The following is an 18,061-nucleotide window of genomic DNA, read 5'->3' as shown; positions in this document are numbered from 1 at the left end:
GGCGGGTTTTTTTCATCTCAGCGCGCGGCTTGTGGCCCGCAATCACTCCACCCGCAGCACCGGCGGCGCGCTCCACGTGCCGTCCAGCATCGCCTGCCGGGGCCAATACACCCGCATCATCAGGTTGAAGCCATCAGGCGGAGCCGGCAGCCAGTTGGCCACCCGCTTGCCCGCCGGGCGCGCATTCTGGATATAGATATCGAGCGAGCCGTCCCGGTTGTACCGCAGCCGGTCACGGTCCCCGATGGCATAGCGGTTGAGCGGATTGGCGACAAACGCCTGCTTGTTGTTATAGAGCGTCAGTGACCAGAAGGCCATGCTCGGCGGCATCTGGCCCTTGTTGAAATGCAGTACGTAGCGGTTTGCCCCGTTCAGCGGCTTGCCGGCGGCGTCAACGCGCGTGCTGGGATACAGCGCATCCGCCGGCAGGTTGGCGCCAAGCCCAACCCAGGCCACCAGCGCGCGCTTGCCATAGGCTGTGCCGTAGTTGCCCAGATCCCGGTGCACGGTCCATTTGCCATCCCCTTCGCCGCCGCCGCGCTTGGCCATGGCCACAATGCCGGCCAGGGCGGTGGTGGCGCCCTCCTGCACCGCGCGGGCTGTCGAAGGCTCCAGCGCGGTTACGGAGAAGGGCTTGCCCGGAACGATCCCGAACTTCTTGATCGACTCCACCATGGCCGCATCGGCCGCGGCCGGAGGATTGGCCGGCAGCAATTCGGCGAAGCGGGTAAAGAATGCCTGCGCGTCCATCGCCGCCACCTGCTCAACGGGCGGCGTTTCCACATCCACGGGAACCGCTTCGGGCAGCATCACCTCGGCGGGCTTGGGCCGCGCCTTGCCGCCACGCTGCAAGGCGGAGAGCGGCGCCAGGCGATATTGGTCCTGCAAGCGGCGGACCGCTGCGTAATCCTGCTTGCCATTGGTTTGCGTACGGCCGATCAGCCACACCATCTCGGTCGGCGAACGGATTTCAGTGACCCCGGGCGGCAAGATGCCGTTCCACATCGGCCCCGTTACGGCGTAAATCGCCTTTTTGGTGCCCGTGGTGCGCTTGCCGGGCGACGCGAAGACGTTGGTCCAGGCGTCCATCAGCGGCATCAGGTAATAACGCCCGTGCGTGTCGGGCAGCGAGAGGATCACCGGGCCGCCGGACAAGTCCAGCCATGCCGTCGAGTAAAGCGTATCGGCATTCGGGCTGACCACGTCGGTGAAGGCAGCATCCGGGAAACTGCGCTTGTGCGAGAAGGTATTGGCCGGCACGCGGGCACTCATGACCTCACGCGTGACATCCATCAGCACCAGCGGATAGGCGTAAACAAAAATCTGGGCGGATAAAGCCTTGATCGCCCCATCGGACGGCGGCGAGGCTGGCTGCGGCACCGCTGAAGTTTGCGGACCCGCGGCGCAGGCAGACAACAGCAGACCGAGCGCAAACGCGCTCGCGATTCGACGCAGCGAAATGATCATGACCCCGGTTCCTTGTCGGAATGGCTACCTTCCATGCGCTTTTCGCCGACGAACGGGCGACATCGTTGCACAGAGGCGCGTCTATTTTCCCCGAGCGATGATGTTCCCGGCAGCCGGCGTTGTCAATTGAGCGACGCTAAACAGTGAGGGAAAGCGCACCAACGCCCACCAACGCCGGCCCCGCTGCAGCGCATTTGACGGGAAAGCCGATGGACCGCTGCGGTCTCTCATCGCCACCGAAATTACCTTTGAGATGGTCCTGGTAATTACCTCTCTGATTACCTCGGCGATTATCTTTCCGACAAGATCCGTCTGATTGAATGAATATGACCAAGCCCCCAGATTCCATTATCGGCCCGACACCTTCGTCCTGGATTGCGCTCCGGCAAAGCTGGAGCCTGAGCACGTGGGACTGCGGCGACCCACCCGTACGCGCGATATCCAAAAGTGCATCAAAAGACGCAAAAACGAAGCGACTCGGATTGTGTCGTCTGGCGGATCTGAAAGTAGTTTTGTCCGTTCGGTAACGCTCTGACGCCGTAGATTCATAGCACCGGATATGGGACCGCCCGCGTTTTCTTCCCTGGCAGCACCGATCGATGCCAGCGGCGGCCTGTGCAAGATCATCAGGAGGAAGGCCGGCAACGCGGGCCGCGCCTAGTCCGGTAGCGGCGGGCCATTTGTGGCCGGCCGCAACATGTCGCCCCCTTCCCGGGCCTTGTACCGGGCGGAACGGGGCGGTAAGCGGAGCAACATGCGATGCGTGACTACGACATCGACGCGGAGCTGCCCAGGCTCCAGGTATTCGAAGGCGTCGTGACTCGACATCTGCTCGATGAGATCAATGCGGCAATCGACGCCAGCCGGGAGACATGGCGGCCGGCGGACGGCCGCCGCGCCACGCAGGCAGCGCAGCACTTTGCAGACATGCTGCGGCAAAACGAAGGCTTCCAGCTGGCGGAGCGGCAGGCCTGCGAGATATCGAGGCGATGGGCGCGCAAGGCCGGATGGGAACTCAACGGCGAGCCGCCACTGTGCGTGCTGCGCTGTGTCAATAGCGGCTTGCCCGCCCAGAGCCACTTGCGGCACTACGACTCCCATATCCTGACGCTGCTGATTCCGCTGCAAGAGGCACAGGCCACCCGGGAAAACGGCGACCTGATCATCTACCGGCGCCAACGCCATGCGGTGACGGTCATGTCGAATATCGTTGCGAAGATCGGGCTGATCCTGTTGCGTAACCTGCCGTTCGTCATTCGACGCGCGCAGACCTTCCGCCATCTTGCCGAGCACCAGTGCGACCGCATCGCCTGTGTGCCGGGCAATGTCTATGCGTTCAACGGCTTCATCACGCTGCATGCCAACCTGCATGCCGAGGCGGGCGAGCGCCGCTCATTGATCGTCCACTATTATGATCCCGGCCTGACCGCCGGACTCAGCGCGGTGCCGCGCGCGTGGCGCGCGTTGCGCGACCGGCTGCTCGACGCGTTCCAGCACACCAGGCCGCGGGCATAGAGCCCCTCCCTCTTCCTGTCATTCCCCATCGGTTCCGCTTGGGCGCCCGGATCATTTCGCCGATACTGGGTAGGCGGGTCGTCGCCCCGGCGGCGCCAGACTGCATATTGCATCTACGCGACAGATGGGACCGTCATGGCAACTGGCAGCGCGATGCTGGGCAAGCACCCTGACCTGTCGGCTGCGCAGGTTTATCTCTTCGCCTTTACCTTGGGCTGCACCACCGGCGTGGACTTCGTGGCGTCGTCCATGATGGGGGTCGCGGGCACCCATATCCGAGGTGGCATTCACGCCTCGCCCGAGGATTTTCTCTGGAGCCTCACGTCCTATGCCGCCGCGGCCACCGTCGCCAACCTGGTGCTGCGGCGCATCGCGCAGGACATCAGCTATCGCGGATTTACCCTGCTCGGCCTGCTCGTCGCCACCGTGGGCGCCGCGCTTTGCGCCGTCTGCGATACACCGCTCGAACTGAGCCTTGCGCGCGCGGTGCAAGGTCTTGGCGCGGGCGGCCTGTTCACCGCGTCGCGCATCATCATCCAGTTGGCAGCCTCCCGTGAAGAGCGCCGGCCCCTGTTCATGGGCTTCAACGCCGGCGCCATGGGCCTGGCGGCACTGGCCCCATGGATCTCCGCGGTGCTGGTGGAGGATGCGAGCTGGCGGATGATCTTTGTGGTCCAGGCCGGGATGTCGGTCGCAGCAATACTGCTGGTGCTGCTCTCGTATCCGCGCCGTGTCGCGGCCTCGCTGCCACCGTGGGAGGTGGACGTCGGCGGCATGGATTGGGTGACCGTCATATTGCTGGGCACGGGCGCGCTGGTGCTGCTACACGGGCTGGGCGACCTGCGATTCTACGAACTGGCGAGCTCGCCGTCGGTAGCGATCACCCCGATCGTCGGGCTATTGCTCGTGGCCAGCGTCTTCGTCCACCAGCATCGCCACCCCGATCCCTGGCTCAACCCTAAGCTGCTGTTCGGCCGCCGCTACCTGGTCGGGCTGGGCTTCTATACCTTGTATTACTTCCTCAACGGGCTATGGGGCTATGTCGTACCCACCACGCTGCAGTCCGGGCTGGGCTTTACCTTCCAGACCACCGGCAAGGTCCTCACCATCACCGGACTGATCGGCTTCGCGGGCCTTTGCGTCTTTACCTATGCCGGCGCCCGGTTGACAGGGCAACGCCGCTACCTCGCCCTGGGGTACTGCATGTTCGCCGGCGCGGCCTGGATGCTGAGCCAGCGGATGATGCCGGGGGCCTCCATGGCCGTCCTGCTGCCAGCCCTGACCCTGCAAAGCCTGACCACGCCCTTCATCCTGGCGTTGGTGGCGGGGCTGACCTATGCGGAATTCAGCGTCGAGGATTTTGCCCACGCCTATCAGTTCAAGAACATCGTGCGCCAGATCGCAACGGCCGCAGGCACGGGCGTGGCGAGCCTGTGGCTCCAGTATGGCGAGGCCATGGCACGCACACAGCTGGTCGCGCGGATTACGCCCTTCGACCTGCCCGATGGTTTTGACGCCGCCACGCTGGCGCGCTGGTCGGCGCTGATCGACCAACAGGCGCAACTGATTGCGGTGAGCAATCTGTTCGCGCTGCTGGCGGTAGCGTGCATGGGCGTGGCGCTGATCGCCGTGGCGCAGCGCGCGCTGCGCTAAGCCGCGTTAAAGTAGGGACAAAAGAAGGCGACGGAAGGAGGCAGCGGACTCAGCGGCGCACGGAATTGCGACGTAAATATGGATGCCGGACCGGAAAAAATCCCCCGAAGTGGCGGGATTGTGAGCGAACGAATGGGTTCTACAATGCGGCTGCGCGGGGCATCTGCCTCGCCAGGCGAGCCGCACAGGAAGCACACCATGACGCTTTATCTACTCGGGTTCCTATTCTTCGAAGCCTTGTGGTTCTTCCCCTTCAGGAAGGTATTCAAGGCTGCCCATTTTGGTGCACTCTACGCATATCTGGCGCTGCTGCCGTTCATCGGGCCGCTGCTATGCATCTGGATTCTTGCGTCACGCCCCTGGCCACTGAAGACCAAGCTGGTCCGCACGTTCTCGCAGGCCTAGCGTGTGCGGGGGGCTGCGTGCCCCTCTCAGAAATCGTGGTCCCCCAGCATAACGGGATTGAGAGACGGGTCCGCAGACCACTTTTGCAAGGCCACGTCCTGGATGCGATCGCGATTGCGCTCGAAAATATCCAGGTGGCTGCCAATCTGGCCCTGGGCCAGTTCATCCAGCGCCGAGCGCGACACAAAGCCGCTGCTGTCCACGCCGTTTGCCGCAATGGAAAAGCCGATTTGCTCGCCATCTTCGGACGGGGCCGGATTGAATATCAGGAAGGCAGTCGACATCGTTAGCTCACGTTGATTCAGAGGCCGGATCGTAGCATGAGCGACTCCGCACGATTCAGCCAGGAACTGGCTCACGCAATCGAGGGGCACGATCTGCGTCCATGCATGCCGTCATGGGAAGGGTATCGCCCGATTCCATGACCATCCCCTCTTCCATGAGTATCTTCCTTGCGCACTAAAAAGCACATGAATGTGCACCACCGCCAGGAGACAAAAACATGGATCGTCGTCATTTCCTTACCACCGCGGTTGCAACCGCCGCGCTCGGCACAACCCCCGCCTTTGCCAATGGCTGGCCAAGCCGCCCACTGCGCCTGGTCGTGGCCTACCCTGCTGGCGGCGGCACCGATGTGGTCGCGCGGCTGTTCGCGGACTTCCTTGGCAAGGCCCTTGGCCAATCGGTCGTGGTCGAGAACAAGCCGGGCGGCGCGACGATTCCCGCGACGCTCGACGTGATCCGCGCCAAGCCGGACGGCCACACGCTGCTGATGACGCTAGGCTCCTCGGCCACATCGGGTGCCCATATCAACAAGGTTCCCTACGACCCGCTGACTGACCTGACCGCGCTGGCCGAAGCCGCACGGGCCCCCGTCCTGCTGGTCGCCACCAGGAACGCGCCCTTCTCCACGCTGGCGGAAATGATCGCCTACTCCAAGAGCGCGAAGTCGCCGCTGCATTCGGCCTCGTATGGTCCGGGCACATCGTCGCACTTTGGCCCGCTGCTGCTGAACAAGCTATCTGGCAGCCGGCTCGAACCGGTGTTGTACAAGGGTTCGGCTCCTGCCACGCAAGACCTGGTGGGCGGCGTGGTGCCGGTAATGATCGACGGGCTGACCACCGCCGTGCCGCTCTATCAGTCGGGCAAGACCAAGGCGCTGGCCATCTCCACGCCGGAACGCTCCGACATGGCGCCTGGCGTCGCCTCGTTCCGTGAACTGGGGTTTCCGGGCATGGAGCAATTGAGCGGCTACTTCGCGCTGTTCGGCCCCAAGGCCATGCCGGCGGACGTGGTTGGCGCGGTCTCGGCGGCGATCCAGAAGGTGCTCGCCGACCCGGCCTATCACAAGCGGCTGTTCGCGGTCGGCGTGCTGCCGCCGCAGGCCATCACGCCGCCTGCCTTCGCCGCGCAGGTCAGGGCGGACTATCTGCGCTGGGGCGAGTTCATCAAGGAGATCGGCTTCACCATCGACGCTTGACCGGCCAGCGCGGCAACTGCCGCGCGCCGCATCAGTGCCGAGTCAGAGCCGCGCGGCAGCCGCCGTGAGCCAGGCCGCGGTCTGGTCGGGAATGGTGACCGGCAGCATATGGCCGCCAGGGACAAGTTCGAGATCCAGCGCCGGCAGCTTGTCCTTCATCGCCTTGCCCTGCGCCTGCCAGTCGAGCACGGCATCCCCGGTCCCGTACAGGATGCTGATCGGCAAGGCCAGCGAGGCATAGCGCTGCGCCATGGATGGCAGGTCCTCCTCCACGCTGACCATATCCGTCGATGTGGCATAGAAGCTGCGCGGCCTCAGGCTGAGCAGGCCGCCGCCTGCGGTGCCAAAGTCCTGCGGCGGCCGGTCGGGGCTGAAGACCAGTTCGACCATGGCCTTGCCGCGCAAGATAGACCGTGGGATCGCCCACGTCCACGCGATCACGCGGCGCATCGTGGCGGAGGAAATGGACAGCGTACGGAACATGGGCGGCACGCCCTCCACCGGATGCGTCAGCGGTGCAATCAACGCCAGCCCGCCGACCGTGCCGGGATGATCGAGCGCAACGCCAAGCGCCACCGCCCCACCCAGGGAGTGCCCGACCAACAGCGGATTCTTCAGGTCTAGCGCACGGATGAACTTGGCCACGACCGTGCTCTGCACGCTCAGGCGGGCCGACATCGCCGGTGGCCGGGTCGAATGGCCCGAGCCGGGCCGGTCGACCAGGATCACGCGGAACCGGCCGGTCAGCTTTTCCAGCAGCGCGTAGGAAAAATTGCCGGTCTGCCCCCCCAGCCCGTGAACCATCACGATGGCCGGGCCCTCGCCCTTGTCGATGTAATGGAGGCGGGCGCCATCGATCTCGATGAACTTCCCCTTGGGCGGCAGGGCATTTTCCACCTTGCGCGCAATCAGGCCGGAGAATGCCACCAACCCAAGCAGAACGACGGCGCCCACGGCGACGCAGGCAATCAATATGGTCATTGCGTATGTACCTTCACCCTTGAAATTCAACCTTGACGTTCAACTTTCACGCTCAAGCATTATCCGTTAGCCATCCACCGAGGCGGCCGTGCCCGCGCGGCCGAAGGCCATCTCGCTGTCCTCCACCTTGCCGAACTTCAGAGCCATCAGGTCGAACAGGTAGTTCTGATGCACCTTCCATGGCCGCCTGGAGCCCTGCTTGGGCAAGATGTTGCTGGCCCGCTGGACATAGCCGGAGCTCAGCGAGAGCGAAGGCTCTTCATCGGCTGCCGGATCTGTGCGGCGCGGCGCGCACCAGGCGTGGCCCTTCGCGTCCATATGATTGATCAGGCGGCACACGTAGGTCGACGAGAGTTCGGCCTTCAGCGTCCAGGAAGCGTTGACATAGCCCATGGCTACCGCCAGGTTCGGCATGTCGCTATACATCATGCCCTTGTACATGAAGGCCTGCGCCGGGTTCATCAGGGTGCCGTCCACTTCGAGCTTCATCCCCCCGGCCACCTTCAGCTGAAGCCCGGTAGCCGTGACGATGACATCCGCGTCGAGCCGCTCGCCGGAGCGCAGCAGCAAGCCAGTCTCGGTAAACGACTCGATCTGGTCGGTGACCACCGAAGCCTTCCCTGAGCGGATGGACTTGAACAGATCCGAGTCAGGCACCAGGCAGAGCCGCTGGTCCCATGGCTTGTAAGACGGCGTGAAATGTTTGTCGATATCGTAGTCCGGACCGAGTTGCGCGCGCACCCCCTTGAGGATCTTGCTCTTGACCAGGTCCGGCTTCTTGCGCGAGAGATTGTAGAAGTACATGCCCAAGAGCACGTTCTTCCAGCGCGTGGCGCGATGCGCCATGGACGCCGGCAGCCGCCGCTGCAACCATGCGGAGACAGGATCGCTGGACGGGCGCGCCACGATGTACGTTGGCGAGCGCTGCAGCATGGTCACGTGGGCCGCCCGCTCGGCCATCGCCGGCAGCAGCGTGACGGCCGTGGCGCCGCTGCCGATCACGACCACGCGCTTGCCGTCATACGCCAGGTCCGCCGGCCAGTGCTGGGGGTGCACCACACGGCCATTGAAGCGCTCCATGCCCGGCCACCCGGGCATATAGCCGTCCGCATAGTCGTAGTAGCCGCTGCACAGGTAGAGAAAACCGCAGGTAAAACGGGCAGGCGTGCCTTGCGGGCCTACCGTGGCATCGATCGTCCACCTTGCGGTCTCCGACGACCACGACGCACGCAATGCGCGATGGCCAAAGCGAATGTGCCGCTCGATGTCGAATTCCTTCGCCGTGCCACGGATGTATTCAAGGATCGCGTCACCATCGGCAATGGACTTTTCGCTTCGCCATGGGCGAAAGCTGAAGCCGAGGGTGTACATGTCCGAATCGGACCGCACGCCAGGATAGCGAAACAGGTCCCATGTGCCACCAATGGCGTCGCGCCCTTCCAGGATCGCGTAGGTCTTGCCCGGGCAACTGGTCTGCAGATGGTAGCCCGCGCAGATGCCGGAAAGCCCCGCCCCGACTACCAGCACATCGACGTGCTGCGCCGCTGCCGCCGTGCCGGCATGAGCGCCGGTATGCGGGTGCTTCGCATTGCCTGAAAGCATCGATCGTCTCCTGTTGGCCAAACCGAGCCGGCGCTTGCCGCGTTGAATTCTCACGGTGCGTCCGTGCTGTATTCAGACTAGACTAGGGTGTTCACCCTAATTAATCAACCGAGATTGCCAAAACTAGGGCTTACCCCTAACCATCTGCCGTGCAAACATGCAGATAACGGAATATGCAGGGAGTTACCAGCCATGACGGTGCAAATCGCGCCAGCCCGGCGCCCCAAAACGCGCGAGCGCATCCTTGACGCTTGCCTGAGCTTGTTCAACGAGCGCGGGCCGGTCGTCGTGACCACCGCGGAGATCGCCTCGGCTGTCGGCATACAGGAAGGGAATCTCTACTATCACTTTCATCGCAAGGAACAGATCCTCGAGGCCCTGTTCGACAATTTCGAGCGGGCGCTGCGCGACACTTCGGTTGCGGATCTGGCACAAGGCGATACACCCAACCGTTTCGCGGGCTACCTGAGCGGCTGGTTCAACCTGATGTGGGAGTGGCGCTTCTTCTATCGCGATGCGGCGTCAATCCGCGGCCTGGCGCCAACGCTGAGGCTGCGCACCGAAGCGCTGGCCAACGATGGACAACACCATGTCCGTCGCGTGTTCGGCGCCATGCAAGCGCAAGGATTGCTGCGCGCCACGCCCGAACAGCTTGACCAACTGGTCGTCAACACGTGGATCGTTTCGACCTACTGGATCGACTACCTGCGGTCCCGACACGGCATCGATGCCATCAAGCGTGAGCACATCAATTGGGGCGCGTCGCAGGTCATGAGCTTGTTCTCGCCGTTCCTCACGCAGGCCGGCACCGGCTTGCTGAATATCCAGCCAAGCGAAGGCTGACGCAGCGCGCCGCGACCTTGAGAGGCGGCCCTCCACCACCCTCTAATTGCCAACTCCAGCATGCCATGCCATTAAAGGTATGTTGAAGTCAATAAGGCAATTCTCAATTTTTCTAAAAAAAGTCACTAAAGTCACTTTTGCTGTTTTTCTACAGTAGAATCCCGGCCTTGCGAGCGCGCGAGTCCTAAGACATTTCGGATTTAGTCCTACGACATTTCCGAATGCCCACCAAGTTTCATAGGCCGGCGCGTTCGCTTGAATGCGCGGCACCTTGCATCTCTCGCTGCCTTCCCTTCATTTTTGACTCCGCCCATGCAAGCTTTCCGACTTGTCGTTTTGCTGTTTACTGCCCTCGCGGCTACCCAGGTGGCCGCTGCCGATAGCGTCGCCTTTGCCGGCTTCGCCTATGCCGGCGACGCTCAGCAGATCGCGGCCCGCTTCCCGGTTACGCGGCAGGTAGAGGCCGAGCTGACCGCCTCCGGCAGCGCGCCGAACAAGGCCATCAGCCGGTCCCTGGCCGCGCGCCCGCCCGCCAGTTTCACGCTCTCCAGCGACGGCATGGCCAGCTTGAAGAATAGCGACCAGGCTCTCGCCACTGCACTGGTGGTGACCAGCGAGACCATCTCGTCCGAGCGCTTCGGCCGTCTGTACAAAGTGCTGGCCAACGTGCGTGGCCAAGCCCTGGTATTCGATTTCAAGGCCATGACGGTGTTGCGCGCCTACCCGATCAATGTGACCTACCTCGACGTGCTGGACCATCAGCCCAGCGAGCGTGAGAAGCGCGACCGCGTCAAGCGCCTGTTGATCGGCGGCGACAAGCCGGGCCTGTTCGATCGTTACGCTCAGGTCCTGTCTGGCGCGAAGCTGCCGTCGTCGGGCACCCGCTACCTGCAGGTGTCGCAAGTCAACGTGGCGCCCGAAGCGTTGGCCCAATTGCCCGACGGCCTGAAGACGGGCTCCGGCGTGGCCGAAGGCTGGCTCGCCGACATGTTCGGCGAAGCCCTGCTGGATAAGGCAGGCGTACCGATCCTGCCGTTCACCAAAGGCTATGCCATTGGCAATGCGATGGCGATGCGCTTTGCCGACGGCGAGGTCTTCAACCTCAAGCTGCCTGAGCCCGACTACACCATCCAGGTGGACCTGAAGGGCTTCAAGCGGGTCGAGTACGGCAGCTCTGCGGCCGGCACCAGCTACATCTATGCGGTGTACAGCCACGTCAAGCTGGGCGAGCCGATGTCCGGCAAGCAGTACCTCGACGCCGATTTCAAGAACGGCGAAGTGAAAGCCGTCCCCGTCACGCAGTCAGAGATCGATGATTTCCCGGCTTACGCGGATTCCCTGCGAGGCCTGTTCACCAAGCTGTCCAGTTCGCTGGGCGGCCAGGACAGCGACTGGCTGGCCGCGGCTTCGTCGGGCGATAACGTTAGTAAACAAGTAGATGTCACAAGAGGAGTGGTCAAGTCATGCAAGTAATCCGTCAGCTCTGTTGGCTGTTTTTGTTCGCGTGCAGCCTGGCGTCGGCACAAGTGGTGTCATCCAAGGGCATGGCAAACGTGAAGTACGACAGCTCGGTGTTCTCGAGCAAGGCCAGCGCCGAGGACAAGGACCGCGCTTTCAAGACCGCGCAGGTCAACGCCATCGAGCGCTACTATGCCGAGAGCGGTGAGTCGCAGGCCGAGAATTTCGACAGCATCCGCGACAAGGTCGCCGCCAACCTCGACAAGTTCGTGCTGGGCGCGACCATCATCAGCGAGGAAGACAAGAAGGACGCCAACCAGTATTCGGTGGTGGTCCGCGTCGACATCAACGTCGCCAAGCTGCGCAACGCGGTCAAGGGCGGCGCGGCAGTGGCCACCGCCTCGGACGCGCAGAAATCCCCGCTGACCTTCCTGTTCGTGGCGCGCCAGCAGGACTCCGTCAAGTCCTTCGACACGCGCGTCTACAAGCGCGCGGACGTGAAGGAAAACGTCAACGAGAAGTCGACGCGCAACAGCTATTCGGCTAATGCCTCCGTCTCCGTCGAAACCGGCGGCAGCCGTACCCGCAAGGCGGATGACGTGAGCTGGCGCCTGGTGCCGTCGGGCAACCTGAACTCGGTGTTCACCGGCGTGTTCGCGCAGTCGGGCTTCCAGGTGGTGGAAGCCGCCTATGTCGAGCCCTCCTCGGGTGGCCACCTGCGCATCAGCGCGCTGGAAAACGACTACAAGAACGGCAACGACCTGCAGCCCGCCACCATGCGAGAGGCCGTGCTGGGCTTGCAGACCGCTCAGGTCCCTTACCTGGCGCTCGGCACGCTCGACATCGGCATGCAGGACAGCGACCCGGTCACCGGCCTGACCCGCGTGTACGTGACGGTAACGGCCAAGCTGCTTGACGTGACCACGCGTTTCCCGCGCACGGTGTCGTCGGTCGGCCCTGTCCAGTACGCCGGCACCGGCCCGGATGCCAGCGTGGCACAAACCAACGCGCTCAAGCGCGCGGCCGATTCGGCCGCACGCGAGCTGGCGGCGCAACTGAACAACGCCAAGGTCCGCTAATCGCTCCCAGGCCGGCGCAAGCGCGTCACGGTACCGTACGGCCGGCCCCCTACCCCTTTGCTTTCCCTGGAGAACAAACATGTTGAAGAAAGTCATCTCGATCGCTGCACTGTCCCTGCTGGCCGCTGGCCAGGCCCACGCCCTGCCTTCGCTGGGCAGCCTGACGGGTGGTTCGTCCTCGTCCAGCAGCGGCGCCACCGCCGATGCAAGCGGCGCGCAAGATCAGTTGTCCAAGGCCTACGTGGCCGCCGGCCGCGAAGTGCTGGTCGCCCAGTCCTACCTGGCGGACGCGGTCGGCCTGAAGGAACTGTCGGCCAAGGCAAAGGCGACGGCTGACGCGCTGACCGACGGCGCCACCAAGGGCAACCTGGAAGACTCCGACAAGCTGCAGAGCGAAGCCTCGGCCGCCATCGAAGCCAAGCTGAAAGACTCGAACACCAAGATCGACGCCGCCGGCAAGCAATCGTACGCCGAAGGCATGAAGCACCTTGGCCTGGGCGTGCTGCGCTATGTGGGCCTGCGTCCCAGCCTGATCGCCTTCAAGGATGCCGCACAGTCGCAACTTACCAGCGCATCGGTGATGGAAAAGCTGACGCTGACCAACAAGCTGTCGACGGGCACCTACATCGCTAGCGAAGCGCCGGGCCACGTGACCCGCCTGGGCAGCACGCTGCAGGCTGCCACCGCCTACGCGAAGAGCAACGAAATCCCCGTGCCGAAGGATGCCACCGCGGCACTCTCGGCCAAGTTCTAAGCCTGTTGCCATCGTGAACCAGAGCGGAACACTCCCCATGAATTGGCATCGTGCGCTGGCCGTCTGCAGCCTCGCATTGACGGTGTCGGTGGCTGGCTGCAAAGGCCGTGACGCAGAGCCGTCACCTGCCGCCGCATCCGCCGGCGCTTCCGCGCCGGTGGCGAGCGGCAGCGGCGCACCCGACGTGGGCCAGGTCGAAAAGGTGCGGGTCACCACCACCGGGCTTGGCCATACGCCGGCCGAAGCCATCGACCAGGCACTGCGCCAGGCCGTCATGCAGGTCAATGGCATGACCATCGAGCAGTCGTCGACGCAATTCAAGTCCGTGCTGGGCCTGGCCGTGGGACGCGATCCGCTCACGCTGAGCTCGGCCGGCTTCGCGGAGCTGGTCAGCCAGAGCAGCCGTGGCGCCATCAGCAACTTCAAGGTGATCGAGATCAGCGAGCCCGGCCTGACCGAGCGCATGATCAAGGCCACCATCGAAGCCAATGTGGCCAAGTACAAGGCGCCGGCAGACCAGGGCAAGCTGCGCATCGCCATCGCCCCGCTGCGCGTGGACAGCCGCGCCGGCGGCGACACCGTGCACATCGCCGCCGAGCTGCGCCAGCGCATTATGGACGCGCTGACGCAGAGCGGACGCTTTACCGTGCTGGAGCGCGATTTCGCGCCGGAGCTCGGTGACGAAATGGATCGCATTTCGAACGGCCAGACTTCGGCGGACCAGTTCGCCAAGCTCGGCCAGGGACTCGGCGCGGACCTGATCTGGTTTGGCCGCGTCAATGCATTCGAGCCGGGACGCCGCGCCAATGCAGACGGTGAGGGCAGCGTGCCAGGGCACTGGTCGGTCTCGCAGAAGTTCGTCAACGTGACCACCAGCGAAGTCCTGTTCAGCAACACCGCCAAGGGCGACGCCGGCCGCGCGGCAGGCGAGCGCGTGGAAGCCATGGAAGGCGCCGTCGTCTCCAAGGTGGTAGCCGACATCCTGGTGCGCCTCTACCCGGTCAGCGTAGCCTCCCGCGATGGCCACAACGTGGTGCTGAGCCAGGGTGGCCAGTCGGTGAGCAGCGGCACGGCCTATCAGGTCGTCATGCTGGGCAACGAGCTGCGCGATCCGCAGACCGGCCGCTCGCTTGGACGTACCGAGCAGGAGTGCTGCACCGTGGTGGTGGACCGGGTCACGCCCTCCTTGTCATACGGGCATCTGGAAGACGTCAAGGTAAAGCTCGACGATATTCCCGCTGGCTCCCTGCAGCTGCGCGCGGAAATTCCGCCGGCGCCGCCGGCGGCGGATGCCAAGCCCAAGAAGAAGGCAGCACCGCGCAAAGAGGAGTCGTTGGGTCCGCCCAAGAGCGACTCGAACTGGTGACCGGGTGATCTGTTGAAGCCTTAGCGCCGGCCGATCTGAAAGGCGGCTCGCATTACAAATGCCGCACGCCGTCCTAGCGTGCGGCTTTGTCCATTCTGGGTGCCGCCTGCGCATACCATCGCCATTGACGACAGGCAAGCGCGCGAAATGGTCATAAGGTAAGAGTTGGCCCCCTCCTGCGCGACTGGCAGTTGGGGTTCTTTGAGTCACTTACCGGAGAGGAACATGTCAGTGACGCTCAGGTATTGGTCAGAAGACGGCGATGAGGAAACCGTCAATGTATCGTCGGCTCAACTCCTGTCTCAGATTGCGCCCCAACCCCCTTCGCGATCGCAGAAGCCGCCACCGGCCACTGAAGAAAAGCCAATCAAGTGGACCATCCCGGATAACCCGCCGGGTGATTTCGCCTAGCGCACAACGGCAGGGCGACAAAGCAAAAAGCCCGTGCGGCTTGAACCGGACGGGCTTTTGGAATTTGGTTGCGGGGGCAGGACTTGAACCTGCGACCTTCGGGTTATGAGCCCGACGAGCTGCCAACTGCTCCACCCCGCGAATGAGAATATACGCGGATTAGCGGCATCTGGATAGCCCTAATACAAAAAGAACTGAAAAGTGCTAGCGCCCATTCTTTTGGCGTGCGTCGACTGCCGCTCCATGTACGCTCGCGAGTGCACGCAGCCGCGTCAGCGCCACTCAGCTATTTTCATCTATCCACTGCTTCGCCCATTCGTAAGCCGCGGTTTTTGCGTCGGCTGCGGTGGCGTGATTTCGGCCAATGGATTTGGAGTCCTGCACTACCGCGCCGTCCTCCCAGATCGCGCATGACGCGATGTGCAAACCGTCCTTGATCGTCTTGCAGAAGACGTGGACTACGTACCCTTTGTACTCTGTGATGCCGCTTTCCATCTCTGTCCTGGCTCCCCTGCATGCTTCTCGTCGAAATCTCGCTGGATCCTAGCACGCGCAGTTTTTCATTCACATTGGCGCCGGCGTATCCCCGACACGAAATGCCAATTGTCATTTTTTGCAAAATTGCCGAATCACCCCACCGCCGGGGGGGTGCCTTCGACGTCTCTTCCTGTAATCTGCATGCGCAGCGTGGTCAGGGACTCGAAAAACCGCTGTATCTACAGATAATAATGAAAGGGAAATCCAATGAATATTAGAGGGAAATCCAGGTCGGGGATGAATCGCCGCACCCTGCTCACGCCCGCAGTTGCAGCGATCACGCTTGCCGTATTGAGTGCGTGTGGCGGAGGCGGAGACGGCAGCACGGCGACGACCCCGGCGACCCCGGCTGGCAAGGTAACGCTGCAAGGCACGGCAGCCAGCGGCGCCTTTATGGCCAATGCCCTGGTCACCGTCTATGACGCCGACGGAAAAGTCGTGGGCAGCAACACGGCGGATGGCGGTGGCCATTTTGAATTCGATGTCACCGCTTTCCGTGCACCGTTTGCGGTTGTCGCAACGGGCAGCAGCGGCGGCGACCAGTTGACCTATGTCTCGGTGCTGGCGACCAAGCCAACCAATGGCTCTGCAGTCGTCAATGTCACGCCACTGACGACTGCCGTGGCTGCGCTGCTGGTTGGTGGCAACCCCCTGGACCTGACGAAGCCATCGGTGCTTGGCAGCAAGGCAAGCAGCGCCCAGGTGCAGCAAATCGTCAGCTTGCTGCGCTCCGTGCTTGCCAATGTCACGAGCGATGCCGGGCTGGACCCTGCCGCCTTTGATCCGATCTCCACGCCGCTCAGCAAACAGGGGGAAGGCGCCGATAGCGTGCTCGACGTCATCCGGGTCACGCTGACAACGAGTGGCGCAAAGCTGACGAGTACCGGCTCGGTGATCTCGGACAACAATGCCGCACACGAAGTCATCCTGACGGCGGACTCGCTGACATCGCCTCCGCCTGCTTTGCCCAAGCCCGAAGTCAAGACCAATGCCGCAACGTTTGAAGGCATCCGTGCTGCCCTTCAGGCCTGCTTTGCGCTGGACCCTGCCGCTCGCACGGATGGCAACAGCCTGCTTGGCGCTTGCAGCACCGCATTCTCGAGCGATTACCTGAACAACAGCTACGTCGCTCGCGACGACCTGTCCACCCTGCTGGCTGCGAGCGACATGAAGGGCGCGAAGTTTGAGGCGCCAGTTGTCCTGTTCAATTCGACCAATGCCCAGAACCAGGCAACCGCGCTGGTACGCCTGCCCTTCGTTCGCGCCGACAAATCCACCGACCACATCACACGCCTTGTCACCAATCGCGCGCCCGCCGGCTGGCAGTTGACGGGCAACCAGCGCAGCTACGAAGCTGCGGTCACGCGGCGAATCAGCAAGGTCATCGAGCTGAATCCGCTATCGGCGCAGGGGATCGTATCGCGCTATGAGAGTTCGCTGCGTTTTCTGTTCAACCCCGCCCGGGGCGCAGGCACGAACGTGCAACTGGTACGGGTGACGGGCCCGGGATTGCCGGCCGCGGGCATTACCCTCTCGCGCTCGCGCGTTTGCGGCAGCTACAACAATCTGGTGGTACAAAATCTGGCCGGATCGCTGACCTACGCCACAGACGATCCTGTGACGCCCAACCAGGTCATCGGCGACAGCGGGCAATCAAGCAGCACCGTGGTCCTGGCGGCCTCGGCAATCGATAGCAGCCAGGCAGCAAAGTGGGGCGGGCTATCCTCCGGCGGCAACACGTACCTGCCTGCAGCCCTGTCGGACTCCGCCATCGAGAGCCTTCCGGCCTATGGCCGCTACAAGTTCGAGGTATGGAACCGCAACCTCGACTCCAGCTACAAGACCAGCCTGGCTGCGGCTGACGATACGTTCCACGTGACTACGTCGGGCAGCGTGCTCACGCCGTCGGTACTGGCGCGGCAGACCTGGAACAGCATCGACGCAGGCAGCCTGGATTTTGTCACCACGGGGGGCAGCAAGACTGCGGCGCAGTCCGGCACGCAGATCAGCTGGACGCAAAACGCAGAGCCTGTCGACCGCGCCCTGGCGTTTGGGGCGCTGCAGAGTGCGGTACCACTGCCGGAGCGCGTGCTGATTCAGGGATCGCCTGTCGCGCGGTCCGCTCGCAGCGATACGGTCAGTGCAACCAATTCGGCATCGAGCGCGCAGCAGACGCCCTGCAACACCGCGATGTTCCCGGCATTCCGCCTGGCGGGCGACCAGCGCACTGTCGAAATCCGATCCACGACTGCGGACGACACGCAGAAGTTCGTGCGTATTGTTGGTACGGTGCGGTAACTGAGATGCTATCGCCGCTGACAATGGTCAGCGGCGATTACGCATGGAAAAAGGCCGGCGCTTGCCGGCCTTTTTTATCACGCATGATCTGGAATGATCTGGATATCTCCATCTCGGCAATTCATCGTTATTTCCGCCGCTATTTCGATCGCACTTTCGATCGTACAAAAGCAAAACCCCCCAGTACTTTCGTACTGGGGGGTTTCAAGGGA

General features: G+C 63.2%; 16 protein-coding genes and 1 tRNA gene. 11 read left to right on the top strand and 6 right to left on the bottom strand.

The annotated features are described in order from the left end of the window. Window positions 1-42: 42 nt before the first annotated feature. Window positions 43-1,467 (bottom strand): DUF1254 domain-containing protein, encoded by a 1,425-nt coding sequence (locus F7R26_RS27520; protein ID WP_150984657.1) that lies wholly within the window; start codon window positions 1,465-1,467, stop codon window positions 43-45. 759 nt (window positions 1,468-2,226) lie between these two features. Here F7R26_RS27520 and F7R26_RS27515 point away from each other — a divergent pair. The 3 genes from F7R26_RS27515 to F7R26_RS27505 all read left to right on the top strand — a co-directional run bounded on the left by F7R26_RS27515 (window position 2,227) and on the right by F7R26_RS27505 (window position 5,040). Then, complete coding sequence (locus F7R26_RS27515) at window positions 2,227-2,982, top strand: hypothetical protein (RefSeq protein WP_150984658.1); 756 nt, start codon at window positions 2,227-2,229, stop codon at window positions 2,980-2,982. Between the two features lie 135 nt (window positions 2,983-3,117). Beyond that, complete coding sequence (locus tag F7R26_RS27510; protein ID WP_241754753.1) at window positions 3,118-4,635, top strand: MFS transporter; 1,518 nt, start codon at window positions 3,118-3,120, stop codon at window positions 4,633-4,635. 198 nt (window positions 4,636-4,833) lie between these two features. Beyond that, window positions 4,834-5,040, top strand: coding sequence for a hypothetical protein (locus F7R26_RS27505; RefSeq protein WP_150984659.1), 207 nt, complete (start codon window positions 4,834-4,836; stop codon window positions 5,038-5,040). Window positions 5,041-5,066: 26 nt separating this feature from the next. On the opposite strand, the gene F7R26_RS27500 is transcribed toward F7R26_RS27505, so the two are convergent. Next, complete coding sequence (locus F7R26_RS27500; RefSeq protein WP_150984660.1) at window positions 5,067-5,399, bottom strand: DUF1488 family protein; 333 nt, start codon at window positions 5,397-5,399, stop codon at window positions 5,067-5,069. A 143-nt stretch (window positions 5,400-5,542) separates the two neighbouring features. Here F7R26_RS27500 and F7R26_RS27495 point away from each other — a divergent pair, with 143 nt between their 5' ends. Beyond that, window positions 5,543-6,520, top strand: coding sequence for a Bug family tripartite tricarboxylate transporter substrate binding protein (locus tag F7R26_RS27495; RefSeq protein ID WP_150984661.1), 978 nt, complete (start codon window positions 5,543-5,545; stop codon window positions 6,518-6,520). A 42-nt stretch (window positions 6,521-6,562) separates the two neighbouring features. Here the strand turns inward: F7R26_RS27495 and F7R26_RS27490 are convergent, their stop codons facing one another. After that, complete coding sequence (locus F7R26_RS27490) at window positions 6,563-7,501, bottom strand: alpha/beta fold hydrolase (protein ID WP_150984662.1); 939 nt, start codon at window positions 7,499-7,501, stop codon at window positions 6,563-6,565. A gap of 66 nt (window positions 7,502-7,567) precedes the next feature. Next, on the bottom strand, window positions 7,568-9,103 hold the full coding sequence (locus F7R26_RS27485; protein WP_150984663.1) for a flavin-containing monooxygenase: 1,536 nt from the start codon (window positions 9,101-9,103) through the stop codon (window positions 7,568-7,570). Window positions 9,104-9,295: 192 nt separating this feature from the next. On the opposite strand from F7R26_RS27485, the gene F7R26_RS27480 reads away from it, so the two are divergent. From F7R26_RS27480 to F7R26_RS27455, 6 genes are all read left to right on the top strand, one after another. Continuing rightward, window positions 9,296-9,946: a TetR/AcrR family transcriptional regulator gene (locus F7R26_RS27480; protein WP_150984664.1), complete on the top strand. Its 651-nt coding sequence runs from the start codon at window positions 9,296-9,298 to the stop codon at window positions 9,944-9,946. 312 nt (window positions 9,947-10,258) lie between these two features. After that, window positions 10,259-11,419 carry a hypothetical protein gene (locus F7R26_RS27475; protein WP_150984665.1) on the top strand — a complete coding sequence of 387 codons (1,161 nt, stop codon included), beginning with the start codon at window positions 10,259-10,261 and terminating at the stop codon, window positions 11,417-11,419. Then, window positions 11,410-12,483 (top strand): hypothetical protein, encoded by a 1,074-nt coding sequence (locus F7R26_RS27470; RefSeq protein WP_150984666.1) that lies wholly within the window; start codon window positions 11,410-11,412, stop codon window positions 12,481-12,483. Before F7R26_RS27475 ends, F7R26_RS27470 begins: the two co-directional genes overlap by 10 nt. 79 nt (window positions 12,484-12,562) lie before the next feature. Beyond that, entirely contained in the window at window positions 12,563-13,237 is a 675-nt protein-coding gene (locus F7R26_RS27465) for a hypothetical protein (protein WP_150984667.1), read from the top strand. A gap of 37 nt (window positions 13,238-13,274) precedes the next feature. After that, window positions 13,275-14,603, top strand: a complete 1,329-nt coding sequence (locus F7R26_RS27460; RefSeq protein ID WP_150984668.1) for a CsgG/HfaB family protein — start codon at window positions 13,275-13,277, stop codon at window positions 14,601-14,603. Between the two features lie 225 nt (window positions 14,604-14,828). Then, window positions 14,829-15,014, top strand: coding sequence for a hypothetical protein (locus F7R26_RS27455; protein ID WP_150984669.1), 186 nt, complete (start codon window positions 14,829-14,831; stop codon window positions 15,012-15,014). Window positions 15,015-15,079: 65 nt separating this feature from the next. Here F7R26_RS27455 and F7R26_RS27450 read toward each other — a convergent pair. Next, window positions 15,080-15,155, bottom strand: a tRNA-Met gene (locus tag F7R26_RS27450). Between the two features lie 141 nt (window positions 15,156-15,296). After that, the gene (locus tag F7R26_RS27445) at window positions 15,297-15,509 is read right to left on the bottom strand and encodes a hypothetical protein (protein WP_150984670.1); all 213 of its coding nucleotides are present in this window, start codon (window positions 15,507-15,509) and stop codon (window positions 15,297-15,299) included. Between the two features lie 279 nt (window positions 15,510-15,788). On the opposite strand from F7R26_RS27445, the gene F7R26_RS27440 reads away from it, so the two are divergent. Then, a complete protein-coding gene (locus F7R26_RS27440; protein WP_150984671.1) occupies window positions 15,789-17,849 on the top strand; it encodes a hypothetical protein in 2,061 nt (686 codons plus the stop codon). Window positions 17,850-18,061 lie beyond the last annotated feature (212 nt).

It is taken from the genome of Cupriavidus basilensis, from assembly GCF_008801925.2.
Classification (GTDB): domain Bacteria; phylum Pseudomonadota; class Gammaproteobacteria; order Burkholderiales; family Burkholderiaceae; genus Cupriavidus; species Cupriavidus basilensis.
Note: the sequence above shows the minus strand (reverse complement) of the source record. Positions and strands in the feature narration are given on the sequence as shown.